Here is a 20385-nt window from a genome sequence, read left to right on the forward strand (position 1 = left end):
GGATGGTGTGAGCGACAAGGTGCGGAAATCCAGGAACGGGCGATGGGCCTTCCGCCTCGTGGGGCTGGGGCTGATCCTTTTGGGTTGCTTCATCCGGGCGTGGGATCCGTACCCGGTTCGAATGACGCGCCTGATCTATTTCGACGTTTTGCAAAGATTATCCCCGCGGGAGTTCAATCCCGAACTCCCCGTGCGCGTCGTGGATATTGATGAAGCTTCGCTTGCCAGCTTTGGACAATGGCCCTGGCCCCGCACTTTGGTTGCGCAGTTGGTTCAAAATCTGGGTGACTACGGCGCCGCGACGATTGCGTTCGACATGCTGTTTGCCGAACCTGACCGGTATTCGCCGTCTCGCCTTCTGAATGATCCATCGCTGGCGGGCGTACTGACTGTGGAACGCCATGCCGAAAAGCTGGACAACGATGTCTTGCTTGGAATGGAAATGGCCTACTGGCCCGTGGTGCTGGGCGTGGCCGCGCGATTGTCAGCCAAAGGTGAACCCATTGCGGCCAAGGCCGGAATCATTGAATTCGGGGAAAGCCCCGCCGAGGGGCTGATCTCGGTTCCGCATTGGACGCCGATCGCGCCACCATTGGATCGGGCGGCGGCGGGTGTCGGCGGGGTCAATGTCTCGCCCATCGGTGGGACCGGCATCGTAAGACGTGCACCGGTTCTCTGGAACGGTCCGGACGGTCCGCTGCCAAGCCTTGCCGTCGAAGCCCTCAGGGTCGCCCTGGGTGAGACCAGCATTTTTGTGGAAGGCGCGCCTGACGAGGCTGGCATCATGCTGGCCGTCGAAATCGCCGGATACCGTTTGCCGACAACCGAGAATGGCGAGCTTTGGCTGAAGTACCGGCGGGACAGCCCCGACCTTTACATTTCAGCCAAGGATGTTCTGGAAGGTACTGAAGACCCTGGGCTGCGATCTGAAATCGAAGGAAGAATTATCCTGATCGGAACTTCCGCTGCCGGTTTGTTCGATATTCACCAGACGGCACTTGGCGAAAGCGTCCCCGGTGTTTCGATTCACGCCCAGATGATCGAGCAGACTCTGACAGGGGAAATGCTCAGCCGGTCTGACATAACCGCAGCACAGGAACTGCTTGCCTTTGCGTTTCTGGGGCTTGTGGTGATTGCCGTCATGTCCAGCTTTGGTGCCATCGCATCCTTCATCGCCGGTGGCATAGCCGCCGCAGCCGTTCTTGCAATCAGTTGGCTGGTTTTTCAAAACCAATCCATCCTGTTCGATGCCACCTTCCCCCTGATTGGAGGCATCGCAAATTTCGGTCTGCTGGCGGGGTATCTTTTTGTTTCGACCGAGCGCGAAAAGCGCCAGATTCGAAAAGTCTTTTCGCATTACGTGGCCCCGGAAATCCTTGATGAAATGGAGAATTCGGGCCACCAGCTGCAATTGGGCGGAAAAAGTCAGGAAATCACCGTGATGTTTTCGGATATCCGGGGATTTACCGCTCTGTCCGAGTCCGCGTCGGCAACGGAACTTGTATCCTTGCTGAACGCGCTGTTTTCTAAGCTCGGAGATCAGATCCTGCATGAGCGTGGTACGATCGACAAGTTCATCGGTGACGCCATCATGGCCTTCTGGAACGCGCCTTTGCCTGTTGCGGACCACCCGTGCCGCGCAGGGCTTGCCGCGCTCAGGATGCGGCGTGCCTTGGCACAGTTCAATGCATCCGAGATCATGCGGAACCGAAAGCCGATAGCGCTGGCAACCGGAATCGCCACGGGGCAGGCCTGCGTCGGCAACATCGGATCGCAAAAACGGTTCAACTATACGGTTATTGGAGACGTCGTGAATGTTTCGGCACGGATCGAACAATGCTGTCGAACGGTCGAGTATGACATTGTCGTTTCAGACGCGGCGTATCAAGCCGGGCGAGATGACCTGGCATTTTTGCAGGCAGGCCAAGTTGACCTGAAAGGCAAAGCCAACCCAGAGCCCGTTTTTGTTCTGGTTGGAGATTCCGCTTTGCGGAAGACCGACGCGTTCCAGGAACTCGTTGCTCGGCACGGTAAGTTGATTGCAGCATTGAGAACCCGAAAACCTCAGGGCGACATCGTGCGCATGTGTCAGCATTGCGAACAACTTGCCGCAGATATCGAACCCGGATTGCGCCAGTTCTATCGCGCTTTGGCGGGTCGCGCCGCTGATTTCCGCGCGGCCTCATCATCCGGGCCGGTCATGTTCACCCGAAACACCAGAATAGCCGGTGGTGTTTAGGCGGCGCTGCATGGAAAAGTCGGCTGACTTCGGCCCCCAGAGCCCTGCGTCAGTGACTGTCACGCGAGACGCGCACCCTGTGCGTCGAAGCGATAGACCCTGCCAGGAGAATATCCAAATCGGATGCTCTGACCGGCTTCAACCTGATGCTGCCCGAACAGGCGCGCGGTGATCTGGTGATCCTGCATCATAGCAATCACGTTGGTGTCACCGCCCAAATGCTCGACATGGGTGACGTTTGCGACCACCGGACCGTCGTCAGACAAAAACAGGTCTTCCGGCCGGATACCCGTTGTAATGTCCGCGCTTTCGCCGATCATGCTGGCAGGAAAGAAATTCATCGACGGTGCCCCAAGAAAACCGGCCACGAACTGGTTGGCGGGATTGTTGTAAAGCTCCATCGGGCTGCCGACCTGTTCCACACACCCGTCGCGCAGAACGACGATTTTATCGGCAAGAGTCATTGCCTCGGTCTGGTCGTGGGTCACATAGATCATCGAAGCGTCAAGCTGCCGGTGCAGGTTCGCAATTTCCAACCGTGTATTCATACGCAGAGCCGCATCGAGATTGGACAGAGGCTCGTCGAACAGAAACAGCTTTGGTTCCCGGACGATGGCACGACCGATGGCGACGCGCTGGCGCTGTCCACCGGACAGTTCGGAAGGATACCGGTCAAGGTAAGGTTCGAGGTTCAGCATCTTGCTTGCCCTTTCGACACGCTCGTCGATGACCTGCCTGCTCTGGCCCTCCTGTTTCAGCGCCAATGACATGTTCTTGCGCACGTTCAAGTGGGGATAGAGAGCGTAACTCTGGAACACCATCGCGATACCGCGTTTCGAAGGCGGGGTGAGATTCATGAGCTCTCCGCCGATGCGCACTTCGCCCGACGTCACATCCTCGAGCCCCGCGATGACACGCAGAAGGGTGGATTTGCCACAGCCCGAGGGGCCGACGAAGACGACGAATTCGCCGTCTTCCACCTCGATATTGATGTCTTTCAGAACCTCGACGGTGCCGAAGGATTTGTTCACGTTTTGCAGCGTCAGGGCGGTCATGTGCGTGCCTCTTTCAGCGAAATGGGTTGGCCAGTACGGATGCTGTCATCAGCGGCCAGGCAGATGGCCAGCGATTGCACGGCGTCGTTCATGTGGCGGGTCAGATCGAAATCTTCGGCGATGGCGCGCAGCATATAGGCCTGTTCAGCGTCGCAGAGTTCCTGATGGCCGGGCTCATCCGGCATTTCGATCGTCCGGTCACCGTCAGGGCGGTGGACCAGAAGACCGCCAACCTTGGTGTGGCCGTCAATATCCGCGGATGCGCCCTTGTTGCCATCGGTGATTGATACCGATCCGTTGGGGGACACGATGTCTTTCACGAAAAAGGCAGTCTCGGACATCATCGGGCCCCAGCCAGCCTCGTACCAGCCGACCGAGCCGTCTTCGAAGATCACCTGAAATTGGCCGTAGTTATACATGTCTTCGGCAATCTCATCGCTCAGCCGCAGGCCCATGCCATGCACGCGGACGGGATCGGAATCGGTGATCTGGCACATCACATCGACGTAATGCACGCCGCAATCGACGATAGGCGATGTCGTCTGCATCAAGGCCTTGTGGGTTTCCCATTCGCCCCCGCTGCTTTGCTGGTTCAGGTTCAGACGGAAGACATACGGCCCGCCGAGATCGCGCGCCTCCGAGATCAGTCGCATCCATGACGGGTGGTGCCGCAGAATATATCCGATCACCAGTTTCCGGCCGGTTTCCACTGCTTTTGCGACCACGCGTCTGGCGTCCGCAACTGTCGTGGCCAGTGGTTTTTCAACAAAGACATGCGCACCTGCTTCCATTGCGGCGCAGGCGAAGTCTGCGTGGCTGTCGGAATAGGTTGCGACGACAACCAGATCTGGGTTTGTCTCGGCCAGTGCCGCCTGAAAATCCGGATAGGCCGGATAGCCTGACAGTTCGGGATGGTCTACATGACCTGTGCGGTTGACCAGCCCCACGATCCGTGCGTCGCGGTGGCGATGGTGGGCCAAGGCATGGCTCAGGCCCATGTTGCCAAGACCAGCGATCAGAACCCGGGTCATTTGACAGCTCCTGAGGTGATACCACGGATCAGCTGGCGCGAGAAGATGACGTAGAGCACCAGAACTGGCAGGATCGCCATGCTGAGCGCGGACAGAACCGCGTTCCAGTCGGTCACAAACTGGCCGATGAAGACCTGGCTGCCCAACGTCAGGGTTTTGGTCTCTTCAGCGGGTGCCAGGATCAAGGGGAACCAGAGATCGTTCCAGATCGGGATCATGTTGAACACGGCGACGGTCGCCATGGCAGGCCGGACCAGAGGCAGCACCAACCGGAAAAAGATCGTGTATTCCGAAAGCCCATCGATGCGCCCTGCATTCTTCAGGTCATCACTGACCTGGCGCATGAACTCGGACAGGATGAACACCGCCAGCGGCAAACCCTGTGCCGTGTAGACGAAGATCAGGGCCCAGAGCGTGTTCACAAGCCCTGTGGCGACCATCATCTCCAGGATCGCCACGGTGCCGATGCGGATCGGGATCATGATCCCAAGCGCCAGATACAGGCCCATCAACATGTTGCCCTTGAATCGGTATTCGCTGAGGGCAAAGGCGGCCATGGCGCCGAACAGCAGGATAAAGGCCAGTGAAACAACGGTGACGATCAGCGAGTTCTGAAAGTAGAGAAAGAAATCCCCCTGCTTCATCACCGTCTGGTAGCCGATCAAGGAAAAGCTTTCGGCATCAGGCAAGGCAAGCGGCTCGCGAAAGATGGCCCGGCGCGTTTTGAAGCTGTTGATGATGATCACGAAAACCGGGAACAGCGCGATCAGAGTGTAAAGGATCAGCGCACCATGCATTGCGGCGGTGTTCAGTGGATTGGAGCGTGCCTTGTTCATTGCAGAGCCCTCACAGCTGATACCGGCGCATCCGGGTCTGGATGCCGAAAAGGTAAATGCAAACACCCACAAGGATGATGGCGAACATGGCGCCGGCAATGGCGGACCCCATATACGGATCACCCAGTTGCAGCTGGAAACCAAAGAACGTGCGGTACATGAAAGTGCCCAGGATGTCGGTCGAAAAATCCGGCCCCGCCAGCGCGCCCTGAGAGACATAGATCAGGTCAAACGCGTTAAAATTGCCCACGAATGTGAGGATCGAGATGATCCCGATCGAAGGCAGGATCAGCGGCAGTTTTATTTTCCAGAAAGCCGAAGCTCCGGTGATCCCGTCGATCTCTCCGGCTTCAAGAATTTCTTCGGGGATCGATAGAAGGGCCGCATAGATCAGCATCATCGGGATGCCGACAAATTGCCAGACCGAGACAAGCGCCAGAGTTGTCAGCGCGTATTCTTCCTTGCCCAGCCAAGGCGCGAACAGGGATTTCAAGCCAACCGCGTCCAGCATCGAGGGCGCAATCCCCCAAAGCGGAGACAGGATCAGTTTCCAGGCAAAACCCACGATCACGAAGCTCAGGATCGTGGGAATGAAAATGGCCGACCGGTACAGTGCGGCAAAGCGCAGCCTCGGGTGTGACAGGATCGCGGCCAAAGCGATGCCGATGGGGTTCTGCACCAGCATGTGGATCAGGAAGAACCAGAAGTTGTTGCCCAGCGCATTCCAGAATTGCTCGGACCAGAGCGGATCAAGGAACAAGGTTCGGAAATTCTCCAACCCCACATACACACGCGCCTGATCGACTTCGGTAAACAGCGCAAGGCGGAGCGTGTTGAACAAGGGCAGGATCATCACCGCCGTGTAAACTAGCACCGCAGGTGCAAGGAAAACGGCGATGTGCCAGCGTATGCGGCGGGTCTGCATGGGGATCTCCGGGGAAAAGGTGCCGGACGCGACGGGCCGCGTCCGGTGAGAGTGGTTCAGGTCTTACTGATGCGGTGCGTACCAGCTGGCCAGCCCGTCTTGCAGTTTCTTGCCCAAAGCCTCAGGGCTTTCGGTGCCCTTGATGGCTGCAACGGACGCACCCCAGGTCTCGTTTTCGAGGTTGGGCGTGCCACGTGACAGGATCTGATAGGTCGAACGGATGGTGCTCTCGCACTCATCCCGCCATCCGACGATTTCCTTGGCAAGGGGATCTTCCAGTTCAACCGGAGTATTGGACAGAGGGAAGAAACCGGGAACCGCATTGCCGAAAATGCTGGCGAATTCCGGGCTTGCGACCCAGGCCAGGAACGTGCGGGCAGCCTCCTGGTTTTCACTGGCAGCGTTCAGACCGATGCCGATATCGGTATGGTCCGAGATATAGCAGGTGTCACCGGCATTTTGGACCGGCGGCTTGAAGGCGCCCATCTCAAAATCTGCCTGCGTGTTGAAACCTGCGATTTCCCAGCTGCCTGCCGGATAGATCGCAGCGCGGCCCAGCGTGAACAGGTTTTGGCTGTCGGGATAGGTCTGCGCCTCATACCCGTCGCCCAGATACGCGCCCCACTTGGCCAGTGTCGCATAAGGTGCAACCCACTGTGGGTCGGTCAGCTTCTGTTCACCCTTGATCAAGGCCAGACGGCCTTCTTCGCCCTTCCAGTAGTTTGGGCCGATGTTGTTATAGCCCATCGTTGCGGCTTCCCACTGGTCGTTGGTGCCCATTGCCATCGGAATATAGGTGCCGTCTTCCTTGATCTTGTCCAACACCTCAAAGAATTCTGCCTCGGTGGTCGGAACCTCCAAACCCAGTTCGTTGAACGCATCCTTGTTGTAGATAAAACCGTGGATCACCGATGCCATCGGAACACAAAAACTGGCCGACCCATCGTCTGTCTGCCACGCCGATTTGGCTACGTCCGAGAAATTGTCCATCGCATCCAAATCGGACAGGTCGGTCAGATGGCCCGCTTCGTACAGCGCCAGAGAAGCATCGAACGGGCGGCAGGTGATCAGATCACCGGCGGATCCGGCTTCCAGTTTCGAATTCAGAACCGCATTGTACTCCGCCGGGGCTGAAGGCGAGAAAACAACTTTGATACCTGGATTGGCCGCCTCGAAAGCAGGGATGATCTTTTCCTGCCAGAGAGCGAGGTCGTCGTTGCGCCAGCTTTCGATTGTCAGCGTGGCGTCTTGCGCATAGGCGCTTGTGACCAGCGCCGTGCTCATCAGAGCTAGGCTCAGAACTTTGCGTTTCATTTGGTTTCTCCCAGGTTGCTATGTTCGTTATTTTCATTCAGCCGGTTCATCGCATGACGCAGATGGCCATTCGTTTCAGCCAGTCGCTTTTGTGCATCCTCTGCCGATGCGGCACCTGCGGCGACAAGTGCCGCGCATTTCAGGTTCCCATCCGCGGCCCTCAGGGCATCATCAGCACGTTCAGGTGATACACCGGTAAGCTGGCACACGATTCCGTTGGCGCGTGCGCGCAATTTGTCATTGTCCGCCCGCAGATTGATCATCATGCCGTCCTGAATATGCCCAAGCTCAATGGCCATCAGCGTCGACAACGTGTTGAGAGCTATTTTCTGCGCAGTGCCGGCCCCCATCCGGGTTGAGCCCGAGATCAATTCCGGAGGGGTCGCAAGCAGAACCGCATGGTCCGCCAGTTGCAACAACTGCGAGCCCGCGTTGTTTGCAATCCCGATCACGGGCGTCCCCCGGTCGCGCGCCAATTTTGCGGCAGCGACGGTATAAGGCGTGGTGCCGCTGGCCGAGACCGCGATGAGCGTATCGTTGGCAACCATATCCAACACCTCTTGCGCCAGCCCATCAACAGCGTCCTCTACATCCCCCGGCATGTCTGCCGTGATCGGCATTCCACCCGCCATATGAATGCGGATCTGCTGCGAAGGGATGGAAAAAGTTCCGCCAAGCTCAAGCGCGTCCGAGGCCGCCATGAGGCCGGAAGACCCCGCCGCAAGATATCGAAGCTTGCCGCCCGACCGGATCGTCTGGGCCATGGCCGTCGCCCCGCTGCAAATCGGGCCAAGCGCATCAAGCACTGCCGTTGCCGCTGACACCTGCGACCGCGCCAGTAGGCCGGCAACTTCGGCCAGCGGACGGGTATCAAGCCCATGCGCATCCTGATGCAATTGTTCTGTCGCCGGCGTAATCAAGTGATTCTCCCCCAAGAACTCTCGATATCATACCTTTTAAATACCATTAGTCTACCATTTATTTTTTTCCATATTTTTGGCCGATATAGCATGAAATTCGCCGCTTTGGTCGCAATTAGGACTTCAAAACACGTAAAAGGTATTATAAAGGTCTGTATATGGTAAAGTCATCAAAACCCATGTTCCTGGCCGCCGACGGGGGCGGAACGCGTTGCCGCGTCGCCGCTTTTGTTGATGGCAAAACACACAGAGTCGAAGTCGGCGCAGCAAACGTGTCCACGGATTTCGAGGCCGCCTGCATCGAGCTGCAGCGCGGTCTGGAAGCTCTGGCCGCTCAGGCGGGCCGTTCGCCCGAGGAGCTTGCGCAAGCGCCCGCCTATCTGGGCCTGGCCGGGATAACAGGTGACGCAATTGCCCGGAAACTTGCGACGGCATTGCCATTTCGGCACGTCCGGATCGAAGATGATCGCGCAGCAGCTTTGCGCGGCGCATTGGGGGCCATGGACGGGTTTGTCGCACATTGCGGTACCGGTTCTTTTGTCGCAATGCAAAGGGGTGGCACGATGAAGTTTGCCGGCGGGTGGGGCCCTGTTCTGGGCGATCAGGCTTCCGCGCAATGGGTTGGCAAACGGGCGCTGGCCAAGACGCTGGAGCACACGGACGGCACGACCGGCCCTTCAGCATTGGCGCAGGATCTGCTGTCTCGATTTGGCGATGCCGCAGGAATTGTACGGGCCGCCGCTGACATGACGCCATCGGACTTTGGCGCCCTCGCCCCGCTTGTGACCGAGATTTCCAATCGCGGGGACGACTTGGCCAGATCCATCCTGCAGGACGGTGCGGGCTATCTGATCGACGTGATGAAGAAAATGGGCTGGAACGTTGGTCTGCCCGTTTGTCTGACCGGCGGAATTGGCCCCCTTTACGCGCCCTACCTGCCTGCGAACATGCAATCTGCTCTGGTCCAGCCCGCAGGCGATCCACTGTCCGGCGCACTTGCATTGGCACAGGCGTATCTGGAGGAAATCGAACATGAACATAGCTGATTTCCTGCGGCCCGAAGGATGGTTGGGGCACAGCTCGGGCCCGCGCTATGTACAGCTCCGTCAACGCCTTGAACAAGGGATCAAGGACGGCATCCTGCCTCCCAACAGTTCGCTGCCCCCTGAAAGAGAAATCGCCGAGATCACCGACCTGTCCCGTGTGACCGTACGCAAGGCCATTCATGAGCTGGTGCGCAAAGGTGCAATCGAGCAAAGACAGGGGTCTGGGTCGTTTGTTCGCGAACCCGTAGCGAAGGTTGAACAATCGCTGTCCCATCTGACATCGTTCACCGAAGACATGGAGCGGCGCGGGCTCAAGACGACCTCTACATGGCTGGAGCGCGGGGTTTTCCTGCCATCCCCGGAAGAAATGATGGCATTGGGCTTGTCGGCAAATGAACAGGTCGCGCGTATCTACCGCCTGCGAGAGGCAGGAGGACGCCCGATGGCGTTGGAAAAAGCGGCCCTTCCGCTCGATATCCTGCCGAACCCCACCGACGTGACGGGGTCGCTTTACTCTGTTCTTGAACAATCTGGTCTGCGACCGGTGCGCGCGATCCAGAAAATCTCGGCCATCAACCTCGAACCGCCCGAGGCAGAGCTTCTGGATGTTGCGGAAGGTACGGCCGGGCTTCGGATTCAACGCACCTCATATCTGCAAAGCGGGCGGGTCGCTGAATTGACCCGCTCGATCTACCGCGGTGACGCCTATGACTTTGTGGCCGAACTGCGCCTGTCAAATTGAAAGCCTGGGAAAATGCCTGACACAACCACTCAGATGCGGCGCGAGATCGATGAGATTCCCGACGCCGTAGACCGCCTTCTGACCGAGGGCGCGGAATTGATCGCGCAAACCGCCGACGAGATCCGGGCCCGCGACCCGCGGTTCCTGATCTCGGTGGCGCGCGGGTCCTCGGATCATGCGTGCAGTTTTCTGAAATACGCCTCGGAACTGCTGCTTGGATTGCCGATGGCTTCGGTCGGACCGTCGGTGAAATCCATATACGGGGTCGACATGCGTTGCGAGGATGCAATCTGCATCTCTGTCTCACAATCCGGTCAGAGCCCGGATATCGTGCAGCTAACGCAGTCGCTCACATCCGGCGGGGCTTACTCGGTCGCGATCACGAACAACCCTGCCTCTGCCCTGGCCGAGGCGGCTGCGGCAACGCTGCCCATTCACGCGGGCCCCGAACTGAGCGTGGCGGCGACAAAGACATTCGTGACATCTCTGGTCGCCGGGCTGTGGCTGATTGCGCAGGTGAAGCGCGATGATCACCTGTTGCGCGCAATCCATGGGCTGCCGGACAGTTTGTCGACCGCAATCGCCTGCGACTGGAGCGCCGTGGCGGACGCGGTGGATGGGCGTTCTTTGTTTACCTTGGGCCGGGGCCTGTCTTTGGCAATCTCCAACGAAGCCGCGTTGAAATTCAAGGAAACCTGCCAGATCCACGCAGAAAGCTATTCGGCGGCCGAGGTTCTGCACGGCCCGGTTTCCATCGTGGATCAGGGCTTTCCCGTGCTTGCCCTGTCGTCCGGAGATGCAGCAGAGGACAATCTGGCCGAAGTTGCGGACGCACTGGCGTCCAAAGGCGCTGTGGTTTTCGCCACAACCGGCCGCGTGAAACACGCCACGCAACTGCCCCATGTCCGGACGTCGCATTGGATGACGGACCCGATACCGACAATCGCTGCTTTTTATGGAATGGTGGAAAAGGTGGCCACACAACGCGGGATCGACCCGGACACACCGCGCCATCTGAAAAAAGTGACGGAAACGGTATGACCCCCTCTACTGTTACCTTTGCGGGCGGCCCGATCTTCGATGGCACTGAATTGCGTGAAGGATATGCCGCACGGTTCAGAAACGGCGTGCTGGATGCGTTGCTACCTGAGGCCCAGATCGCACAGGATGACCAGATCGAGGATCTGCATGGCGACATCCTCAGCCCCGGCTATGCGGACTTGCAGGTCAACGGCGGCGGTGGCGTGATGTTCAACGACGATCCATCGGTTCACACGCTGACCCAAATCACCAGCGCTCATCGCGCGCTGGGTGCCACTCGCATCCTGCCAACCCTGATCACGGACACGGCCGAGAAAACCCGGGCCGCGATTGATGCCGCCATCAAGGCCGTTCAGACGGGTGTTCCCGGCATTGCGGGCCTGCATCTGGAAGGTCCGCACCTGTCTGTGCGACGCAAGGGCGCACATGATGCCGCCCTGATCCGCCCGATGCAGCAATCCGATCTGGAAATTCTGATCGACGCTGCAAAACACCTGCCTGCATTGATGGTCACGCTGGCACCTGAAAGCACAACCCCGCAACAGGTTGAAGAGTTGAAACGCGCGGGGGTCATCGTTTCTCTGGGGCATACGGACGCGCCTTTTGAAACCTGCCAGGCGTTTTCAAGGGCCGGGGCGCAGTGCGCAACGCATCTGTTCAATGCAATGAGCCAGCTCGGCAGTCGTGAACCGGGACTGGTCGGCGCGGCGCTATCCTGCGGATCGCTATCGGCGGGCTTGATCGCGGATGGCATCCACGTTCATCCCGATACGATACGGATTGCCTGGGCCGCCAAGCGCGGACCAGGGCGGATTTTCCTTGTCAGCGATGCGATGGCGGTCGCCGGAACGTCACTGACCGAGTTTCAGTTGGAAGGACGCCGCATCCGGCGGGAAAACGGCAGGCTGACTTTGGAGGACGGCACTCTGGCCGGGGCAGACTTGTGCCTGACAAAAGCGGTGCGGGTTCTGACGGGACAAGCAGAGATCCCCGTTCAGGATGCACTCGCCGCAGCGACAAGCGTTCCGCTTGGGGTGATTTCCGGTAAAAGCACAGGACTGAAACCTGACCTGTCGCAGATGATACGGATTGCCCCGGATCTGTCCGGGGTCAGACCGGTGCAACCCTGACCCAATCCTTGTTGGTCCGACCGGCTGCGCAGCGCACGCATGATGCCAATGCTGCGCGCGCTTAACGACGGCCAAATTCTGATTTTTCAAATCTTCACGAATAGAGCTGTCAACTTTTTGCGGGTGGTCCGCACCGATCCTTCGGCGCATATTTCAGGCATATGACATTTTTCAGGAGCATGCATGACCGCCAAGTATTATTCTCCACACGGTGGGCACCCTGGTCAGGAGCAATTGCTGACTGACCGCGCCGTATTTACTGACGCTTATGCAGTGATCCCAAAGGGAACGATGCGGGATATCGTGACCAGTTTTCTGCCGTTTTGGGACGACACCCGCTTATGGGTGGTATCCCGCCCGCTAAGCGGCTTTGCCGAAACCTTTTCGCAATACATCATGGAGGTTCAGCCCGGCGGTGGCTCTGACCGTCCTGAGACCGATCCCGAAGCCGAAGGCGTTTTGTTCGTGGTCGAAGGCACAGCGACCTTGACGGCCGACGGCACGACCCATGAGCTGACGCCCGGCGGCTATGCCTACCTGCCCGCTGAATGCAACTGGACCTTACGAAACCGAGGCGGTGAGACCCTGCGCTTCCATTGGATTCGAAAGGCTTATGAAGCGGTGGAAGGGCTTGACCGCCCGGACGTTCTGGTTCTCAACGAAAATGAGATCACGCCGACGCCGATGCCCGGAACCGACGGCAAATGGGCCACGACGCGCTTTGTCGATCCAAGTGACCTGCGGCACGATATGCACGTGACCGTGGTGACTTTCGAGCCCGGCGCCGTCATTCCTTTCCTTGAAACACATGTGATGGAACATGGTCTGTATGTTCTTGAGGGAAAGGCCGTCTACAGGCTGAACAATGATTGGGTAGAGGTCGAGGCCGGCGATTACATGTGGTTGCGCGCGTTCTGCCCGCAGGCCTGTTATGCGGGCGGACCGGGTAAGTTCCGTTACCTGCTGTACAAAGACGTGAACCGTCATATGGCCCTGCGGCCGGGACCAGCGGCTTATCCGCAGCACCGGAGCCTCAAGACAGCGGCGCAGAAATAGTCCCGCCGATGGCCAGAGTTAACTGACGCGCCGCCTCGATGACGGGGCGGCTTAGGCGCGCGATTTCGGCTTCGCTGACGCGGCTTGTCGGTCCGGATACCGAAATCCCGGCTACAGCCTCTCGGTTGATATCGAAAACCGGCGCAGCGATACATCGCATACCCGCGTTTTTTTCTTCGTTGTCTATCGAGAAGCCCTGTGCCCTGACCATGGCAAGATCTTCTTTCAGCGCGGCCGGGCTGGTAATCGACCGGTCCGTGAAGGCCCACAGTTCCGTCTTGGCCAACAGCCGGTCCAGCCGATCTTCATCCATATATGCCAACAAAGCTTTCCCGATGCCCGATGCGTGCATCGGAGACAGCGTGCCCGGTGGGAAAAAGGCCCGGATGCTGGCATGGGTTTCCACCTGGCTCAGGAACAACACCATTCCTTCTTTTTCGACCCCCAGGTTTGCGGTCTCGCCGGTGGCCTCCATCAGCTTTCGCATCACGGGTCGGGCCCGGTCCACAAGGCTGGTGCGACGCAGGAAGCGCGAGCCGATTACGAACGCACGAGGACCGATGTGCCAGACCTGCTCGTCATGATCGAACTCGACAAGTCCCCTCCCCTCTAGTGTAACGAGAATTCGGTAAACTGTGGCGGGCGACTGGCCCATTTCGTCGGATAGCGCGGTTAACGCCTTGCCCTGCGCTTCACTCAAATACTCAAAAACTTCCATCGCACGGTCGAGAGATTTGATCGTGTTTTGCGCTGTCTTGTCGTCCCATCCTCGTGGTCTTCCACGGGCTTTTCTGCGGACTTCGCGAGTATTGTCTTGAGAATCCATAAAAACCCTTTGATCATTCGTGAAAGACTAATTCATGATATGAAAAATATAAGGCGCTGACAATTATAAATTAAATTCAAAACTTGGTGTTTTGAAAGGCTTTTTCAAAAATATATCGGGCAGAGCGGCTAGAACTTATTGTGTGGTCAACGACGGAAGGAGACCACCCATGAGCTTTCAAAATCCCGTTTTCATTCCGGGCCCGACCAATATCCCCGAAAGCCTGCGCAAGGCTTGCGACATGCCCACGATCGACCACCGCTCGCCGCTGTTCGGGCAGATTCTGCACCCAGCCCGCGCGGGTGTGCAAAAAATTCTGAAAAGCGACAGCGCCGAAATCTTCATCTTCCCGTCGACCGGAACCGGAGGCTGGGAGACCGCGCTGACCAACACCCTGTCCGCCGGTGACAAGGTTCTGGCGGCGCGCAACGGCATGTTCAGCCATCGCTGGATCGATATGTGCCAGCGCCACGGTCTGAATGTCGAGATTGTCGAAACCTCTTGGGGCGAAGGGCTGCCAGCCGATCGTTACGAAGAGATTCTGACCGCCGACACAAGCCACGAAATCAAGGCTGTTCTTGCCACGCATAACGAAACGGCAACCGGTGTGAAATCGGATATTGCCGCTGTACGCAAGGCTCTGAATGCTGCCGGGCACCCCGCAATGCTGTTCGTCGATGGTGTTTCATCGATCGGATCCATGGATTTCCGTTTTGACGAATGGGGCGTTGATGTGGCCGTCACGGGTTCGCAGAAAGGGTTCATGTTGCCTGCGGGCCTTGCCATCGTCGGGTTTAGCCAGCGGGCAATGGACGCGACCAGCACAGGGACCCTGCCCCGCACCTTCTTTGACGTGCACGACATGGCGAAAGGCTATGCCAACAGCGCATACCCTTACACACCTGCGGTTGGCTTGATGAATGGCCTCAATCAGGCCTGTAACATGCTGCTGGGTGAAGGTTTGGAAAACGTCTTTGCCCGGCATCACCGTATTGCCGAAGGCGTACGCGCCGCCGTGGACGCCTGGGGGCTGGACCTGTGCGCGGCGAACCCTTCGGTTTATTCTGACACCGTCAGCGCGATCCGTACGCCAAACGGTTTCAACGCCACCGATATTGTCACGCACGCGGCCGAAAAATACGGCGTTGCCTTCGGTGTCGGTCTTGGCGAAGTTGCGGGCAAGGTATTCCGCATCGGGCATCTGGGAAGCCTGACGGATGTCATGGCCCTGTCCGGGATTGCCACCGCTGAAATGTGCATGGTCGACCTGGGCCTGAACATCCAGTTGGGCTCGGGCGTGGCGGCTGCGCAGGAATACTATCGCGGTCATTCGGGCGCCATTCAAAAGGACGCCGCGTGATGAAGGATTGCAACATGAATATCCCTACCTACGAGGACATGCTGGCGGCACATGATCGGATTGAACCTTTCATCCGCCGCACACCGGTCCGCACATCAGACTATCTGAACGAGTTATCCGGTGCACAGCTGTTCTTCAAATGTGAAAACTTTCAGGAACCGGGCGCCTTCAAGGTTCGCGGCGCTGCAAACGCCGTGTTTGGCCTTGACGACGAACAGGCCAGGAAAGGCGTCGCAACCCATTCTTCGGGCAACCACGCCTCGTGCCTGTCCTATGCGGCAATGAAGCGGGGCATACCGTGCAACGTCGTCATGCCGCGCACAGCGCCACAGGCAAAGAAAGACACGGTGCGGCGCTATGGTGGGAAGATCACGGAATGTGAGCCCTCCACCTCGTCGCGCGAAGCAACCTTTGCCGAGGTTCAGGCCGCAACGGGCGGGGATTTCGTCCATCCCTACAACGATCCGCGCGTGATTGCCGGGCAAGGCACCTGTTCGCGCGAGTTCATCGAGCAGACCGATGGTCTGGATGCGGTTGTCGCGCCTATCGGCGGCGGCGGCATGGTGTCCGGCACCTGTCTGACACTTTCGACGCTCGCCCCGGAAACCGCGATCATCGCGGCGGAACCGGAACAGGCCGACGATGCCTATCGCAGCTTCAAGGCCGGCCACATCATCGCGGATGACGCACCCAAGACGATCGCCGACGGGCTGCTGGTGCCGCTGAAAGAGTTGACCTGGCATTTCGTGTCGAACCACGTATCCGAGATTTACACGGCATCAGAGCAAGAGATCATCGACGCGATGAAGCTGACGTGGAAACACCTTCGGATCGTGATGGAGCCATCTTCGGCCGTTCCGCTGGCCACGATCCTGAAGAACCCGGACGCATTCAAAGGCAAGCGTGTCGGCCTGATCATAACCGGGGGTAATGTCGATCTGGACAGGCTGCCCTGGCTGAACGCGTGACATCAATCCCGACATAGGAATACGGAAATGAAAGATATGACCAATCTCGACGAATTCGAAGTAGGCTTTGACATTCCGGCCAAGCCCGGAATGGATGAAGAAGATATCCAGACCCCCTCTCTTGTGCTGGATCTCGACGCGCTTGAACGCAACATCAAGAAGATGGGCGACTATGCCAAGGCGCACGGCATGCGCCACCGCGTGCATGGAAAAATGCACAAATCGGTAGACGTGGCCAAGTTGCAGGAGAAGATCGGAGGCGCCGTGGGCGTCTGCTGCCAGAAAGTTTCAGAGGCCGAGGTGTTCGTGCGCGGCGGCATCAAGGACGTTCTGGTGTCGAACCAGGTGCGTGACCCCGCCAAGATCGACCGTCTTGCCAGCCTGCCAAAGCTGGGCAGCCGCATTATCGTCTGTGTCGATGATCTGGACAATGTCGCGGATCTTTCAGGCGCGGCGGTGGATCACGGAACACAGTTGGAGGTCTTCGTCGAAATCGACTGCGGCGCTGGCCGGTGCGGTGTGACGACAACATCCGACGTGATCGAAATCGCCAAAGCGGTCGAAGCAGCCGAGAACCTGAAATTCACCGGCATACAGGCCTATCAGGGGGCCATGCAGCACCTCGACAGCTATGAAGCGCGCAAGGAAAAGCTCGACACCGCAATTGCGATGGTAAGGGACGCGGTTGAAGGCCTCAAAGCCGAAGGCATCGAGTGCGAATTGGTCTCGGGCGGTGGCACCGGTTCATACTACTTCGAGTCCAACTCGGGCGTGTACAACGAACTGCAATGCGGGTCCTACGCCTTCATGGATGCCGATTACGGCCGTATCCTGGACAAGGACGGCAACCGGATCGATCAGGGCGAGTGGGAAAACGCCTTCTTCATCCTGACCAGCGTCATGAGCCACGCCAAGGCGGACAAGGCGATCGTCGATGCGGGCCTCAAGGCGCAATCGGTGGACAGCGGTCTGCCCGTTATCTTCGGCCGAGATGATGTCGAGTACATCAAATGTTCGGACGAACACGGCGTCGTCATGGACCCGAACGGTGTGCTGAAGGTCAACGACAAGCTCAGGCTGGTTCCGGGGCACTGCGACCCAACCGCAAATGTACATGATTGGTATGTCGGCGTTCGCAACGGCAAGGTCGAGACCGTCTGGCCCGTATCCGCCCGCGGACGCGCTTATTGATCCGAACTTGCCGTGTTTGGGAGGGCTGGCTCGGAAGCAGCCAGACAGCCGCCCGCGTGTATGCTCTCCTTCCGGCGGTGGCACGCGGGCGCACGAATGTTTGATTGGAGAATGAAATGCTGATCGTACCCGAGCGTGAGATCGCTGACCTTATGACCCGACAAGCGGCTTTTGACGCGGTCGAACAGGTCTTTGCCGCAATGGCGTCCGGCGACGCCTACAACTTCGCTGTCGTGCGTGAAGCCATCGGGCACGAAGATGCACTGTACGGCTTCAAAGGGGGGTTTGACCGCGCCGGCCTGACGCTGGGACTGAAGGCGGGCGGCTATTGGCCGAACAATCTGGAAAAACGCGGGCTGATCAACCACCAGTCCACCGTTTTTCTTTTCGACCCCGACACCGGCAAGCCATCTGCGATGGTCGGCGGGAACCTTCTGACGGCCCTTCGAACGGCGGCAGCATCATCGGTATCGATCAAGCATCTCGCACGCAGGGACGCCAAGGTCATAGGCATGATGGGCGCTGGCCACCAGGCAGCCTTTCAGCTTCGCGCGGCTTTGGAGCAGCGCGCCTTTGAAAAGATCATTGGCTGGAACTACCACCCCGAAATGCTGCCGAATATCGAGAAGGTCGCCAATGAAGCCGGCGTTCCGTTCCAGGCGGTCGAGCTTGACGAAATGACTGAAGCGGATGTGATCATTTCGATCACTTCGGCCTTTGCGCCCTCGCTGATGGCGAACCATGTCAGCCCCGGAACTCATATCGCCTGCATGGGCACGGACACCAAAGGAAAACAGGAAGTCGAAGCCGCCCTTCTGGCCAGGGCCAGCGTGTTCACGGACGAAGTCGCGCAATCCGTCAGCATCGGCGAAGCGCAGCACGCGGTGGCCGAAGGCCTGATCCAGGAAAGCGACGTGGCGCAGCTTGGCGCGGTCGTCAACGGCACCGATCCGGGCCGGATATCGGACAATCAGATCACGCTGTTCGATGGCACGGGTGTGGGCCTTCAAGATCTTGCGGTCGCCGCGTCCGTGGTTGACCTCGCCGTTCGGAAAGGGGTCGCGATCGAGGTCGATTTCTGAAGCCAGACGGCGCCACCTTCTTGGGCATTGTCTCAGCGGTCCTTTTTGCCGAAGAGCTTTTGACAGCAGATCTCAATTCAATGGTGACCAAACAATGAAACGCGGCGCGCCTAGGCGCGCCGCTTCATGTTTTTTCCAGAACGATCAGTGTATCACGCCGAACGCATCAGACGTGGTCGTCTTGCTCGATGGACCCAAGACCATGTCCGGCCATACCGCCCGAGACCTCTTCCGTCGCTTCGTCGGAAAGTTCTTCGGGAAGCACCAGATTCAATACAATGGCGATGACGGCGGCGGGCAGGATTCCTGATGTCGCCAGAACCTTCAATGTGCCGGGCAAGTATTGCAACGCGTTGGGTTCCAGCTGCAAACCCAGTCCAAGGCTTAGGGCGATTGCAAAAATCACCATGTTGCGCCGGTTCCAGTTCACGTCCGACAGCATCGAAACCCCTGCGGCAACAACCATGCCGAACATCACGATCACGCCGCCGCCAAGAACCTCAATCGGAATGGACGAGATTATCGCCCCGATCTTTGGAATAAGCCCGCAAATGATCAGAAAAACCGCGCCGATGGTCACGACCATGCGGCTCATGACTCCGGTCATGGCAATCAACCCGACATTCTGGCTGAACGACGTGTTCGGCAGCGCCCCAAACAGACCAGAGATCGCAGTACCAAGACCATCAGCATAGGTCGCGCCCTGTATTTCCTTGTCGGTAGCTTCTCGGCCAGCGCCCCCCTTGGTGATACCGGATACGTCCCCAACGGTTTCAACGGCGGAAACAAAGGACATTGCACAGAAACCGATGATGGCCGCGACCGAAAATTCAAGGCCAAAATGCAAGGGGTTCGGCAGTGCAAAGGATGCCGCGTTGCCGACGTTGCCCAGATTCACCTGGCCAAGCAGGAAGGCCACGGCGTATCCGACCAGCAGTCCGATGAGAACCGCCGACACCGACAACATGCCCCGGGCAAAGAATTTCAGGCCAAGCGTGACCACGATTACGGTTCCGGCCATGAACCAGTTCAGACCCGAGCCATATTCCTCGGTGCCTATGGCGGGTACGCCGCCGGCGGCATATTGAATGCCGACTTTGACAAGGGCCAGGCCGATCATGGTCACCACAAGGCCTGTAACCAGCGGCGGAAGAGCAAAGCGAATGCGCCCTATGAACAGCCCGAGGCAGGCGTGGAACAAGCCACCGACAACGACCCCGCCCATCAGGACGGCAATTGCGTCAACGCCCTTGCCAACCACCAGTGGAATCATGATCGGGATAAAGGCAAACGATGTTCCCTGTACGATCGGCAGCCGGGCACCGACCGGGCCTATGCCAACAGATTGAAACAACGTGGCGACGCCCGCGAAGAACATCGACATCTGGATCATGTAGATCATCTGCGGGAAATCGGGGCTGTTCGAGCCAAAGCCGAAACCGGCCGCGCCACAAACGATAATGGCTGGCGTGACGTTGGACACGAACATCGCCAGCACATGCTGAATTCCAAGCGGCACCGCCTTAAGCAGCGGCGGAGTATAATTCGGATCGCGGAGTTGTTCCGGCGATCCGATGGATGCATCTGACATTTGGTCTTTCCTCCCTTGAGGTTCGCAGCCGG

General features: G+C 58.4%; 18 protein-coding genes. 10 read left to right on the forward strand and 8 right to left on the reverse strand.

All coding sequences use genetic code 11. The features are described 5' to 3' along the window. Positions 1-7: 7 nt before the first annotated feature. Positions 8-2239 carry an adenylate/guanylate cyclase domain-containing protein gene (locus I9185_RS14890; protein ID WP_348539747.1) on the forward strand — a complete coding sequence of 744 codons (2232 nt, stop codon included), beginning with the start codon at positions 8-10 and terminating at the stop codon, positions 2237-2239. Between the two features lie 59 nt (positions 2240-2298). Here I9185_RS14890 and I9185_RS14895 read toward each other — a convergent pair whose 3' ends face one another. The 6 genes from I9185_RS14895 to I9185_RS14920 all read right to left on the reverse strand — a co-directional run bounded on the left by I9185_RS14895 (position 2299) and on the right by I9185_RS14920 (position 8320). Next, positions 2299-3294: an ABC transporter ATP-binding protein gene (locus I9185_RS14895; protein ID WP_171636408.1), complete on the reverse strand. Its 996-nt coding sequence runs from the start codon at positions 3292-3294 to the stop codon at positions 2299-2301. Then, positions 3291-4325 carry a Gfo/Idh/MocA family oxidoreductase gene (locus I9185_RS14900; RefSeq protein ID WP_210093434.1) on the reverse strand — a complete coding sequence of 345 codons (1035 nt, stop codon included), beginning with the start codon at positions 4323-4325 and terminating at the stop codon, positions 3291-3293. Before I9185_RS14900 ends, I9185_RS14895 begins: the two co-directional genes overlap by 4 nt. After that, positions 4322-5161 carry a carbohydrate ABC transporter permease gene (locus tag I9185_RS14905; RefSeq protein ID WP_171229417.1) on the reverse strand — a complete coding sequence of 280 codons (840 nt, stop codon included), beginning with the start codon at positions 5159-5161 and terminating at the stop codon, positions 4322-4324. The genes I9185_RS14900 and I9185_RS14905 overlap by 4 nt, the downstream gene beginning before the upstream one ends. A 10-nt stretch (positions 5162-5171) precedes the next feature. Then, the gene (locus I9185_RS14910; protein ID WP_171118044.1) at positions 5172-6086 is read right to left on the reverse strand and encodes a sugar ABC transporter permease; all 915 of its coding nucleotides are present in this window, start codon (positions 6084-6086) and stop codon (positions 5172-5174) included. 63 nt (positions 6087-6149) lie between these two features. Continuing rightward, positions 6150-7400, reverse strand: a complete 1251-nt coding sequence (locus I9185_RS14915; protein ID WP_171636412.1) for an ABC transporter substrate-binding protein — start codon at positions 7398-7400, stop codon at positions 6150-6152. Beyond that, complete coding sequence (locus I9185_RS14920) at positions 7397-8320, reverse strand: N-acetylmuramic acid 6-phosphate etherase (protein ID WP_210093435.1); 924 nt, start codon at positions 8318-8320, stop codon at positions 7397-7399. Before I9185_RS14920 ends, I9185_RS14915 begins: the two co-directional genes overlap by 4 nt. Before the next feature lie 158 nt (positions 8321-8478). Between I9185_RS14920 and I9185_RS14925 the strand changes: the two genes are divergently transcribed. From I9185_RS14925 to I9185_RS14945, 5 genes are all read left to right on the forward strand, one after another. Continuing rightward, a complete protein-coding gene (locus I9185_RS14925) occupies positions 8479-9366 on the forward strand; it encodes a BadF/BadG/BcrA/BcrD ATPase family protein (protein WP_210093436.1) in 888 nt (295 codons plus the stop codon). Beyond that, positions 9353-10108, forward strand: coding sequence for a GntR family transcriptional regulator (locus I9185_RS14930; protein ID WP_171636418.1), 756 nt, complete (start codon positions 9353-9355; stop codon positions 10106-10108). Before I9185_RS14925 ends, I9185_RS14930 begins: the two co-directional genes overlap by 14 nt. 12 nt (positions 10109-10120) lie before the next feature. Beyond that, entirely contained in the window at positions 10121-11149 is a 1029-nt protein-coding gene (locus I9185_RS14935) for an SIS domain-containing protein (protein ID WP_210093437.1), read from the forward strand. After that, positions 11146-12279 carry an N-acetylglucosamine-6-phosphate deacetylase gene (gene nagA, locus I9185_RS14940; RefSeq protein ID WP_210093438.1) on the forward strand — a complete coding sequence of 378 codons (1134 nt, stop codon included), beginning with the start codon at positions 11146-11148 and terminating at the stop codon, positions 12277-12279. The genes I9185_RS14935 and nagA overlap by 4 nt, the downstream gene beginning before the upstream one ends. Before the next feature lie 183 nt (positions 12280-12462). Further along, on the forward strand, positions 12463-13335 hold the full coding sequence (locus tag I9185_RS14945; RefSeq protein WP_210093439.1) for a bifunctional allantoicase/(S)-ureidoglycine aminohydrolase: 873 nt from the start codon (positions 12463-12465) through the stop codon (positions 13333-13335). Here the strand turns inward: I9185_RS14945 and bhcR are convergent. Then, positions 13313-14161 carry an HTH-type transcriptional regulator BhcR gene (bhcR, locus tag I9185_RS14950; protein WP_209835074.1) on the reverse strand — a complete coding sequence of 283 codons (849 nt, stop codon included), beginning with the start codon at positions 14159-14161 and terminating at the stop codon, positions 13313-13315. The genes I9185_RS14945 and bhcR overlap by 23 nt on opposite strands. A gap of 169 nt (positions 14162-14330) precedes the next feature. Here bhcR and bhcA point away from each other — a divergent pair, with 169 nt between their 5' ends. From bhcA to bhcD, 4 genes are all read left to right on the forward strand, one after another. Further along, positions 14331-15521, forward strand: coding sequence for an L-aspartate--glyoxylate aminotransferase BhcA (gene bhcA / locus I9185_RS14955; RefSeq protein ID WP_210093440.1), 1191 nt, complete (start codon positions 14331-14333; stop codon positions 15519-15521). Next, positions 15521-16489 carry a beta-hydroxyaspartate dehydratase BhcB gene (gene bhcB / locus I9185_RS14960; protein ID WP_209835075.1) on the forward strand — a complete coding sequence of 323 codons (969 nt, stop codon included), beginning with the start codon at positions 15521-15523 and terminating at the stop codon, positions 16487-16489. Before bhcA ends, bhcB begins: the two co-directional genes overlap by 1 nt. A gap of 27 nt (positions 16490-16516) precedes the next feature. Next, positions 16517-17680, forward strand: coding sequence for a 3-hydroxy-D-aspartate aldolase BhcC (gene bhcC, locus I9185_RS14965; protein WP_171724583.1), 1164 nt, complete (start codon positions 16517-16519; stop codon positions 17678-17680). Positions 17681-17796: 116 nt separating this feature from the next. Beyond that, positions 17797-18762 (forward strand): iminosuccinate reductase BhcD, encoded by a 966-nt coding sequence (gene bhcD, locus I9185_RS14970; protein WP_210093441.1) that lies wholly within the window; start codon positions 17797-17799, stop codon positions 18760-18762. Positions 18763-18928: 166 nt separating this feature from the next. On the opposite strand, the gene I9185_RS14975 is transcribed toward bhcD, so the two are convergent. Continuing rightward, on the reverse strand, positions 18929-20353 hold the full coding sequence (locus I9185_RS14975) for a nucleobase:cation symporter-2 family protein (protein WP_210093442.1): 1425 nt from the start codon (positions 20351-20353) through the stop codon (positions 18929-18931). Between the last annotated feature and the right edge of the window lie 32 nt (positions 20354-20385).

The organism is Ruegeria sp. HKCCSP346 (genome assembly GCF_017872595.1).
Classification (GTDB): Bacteria; Pseudomonadota; Alphaproteobacteria; order Rhodobacterales; family Rhodobacteraceae; genus Ruegeria.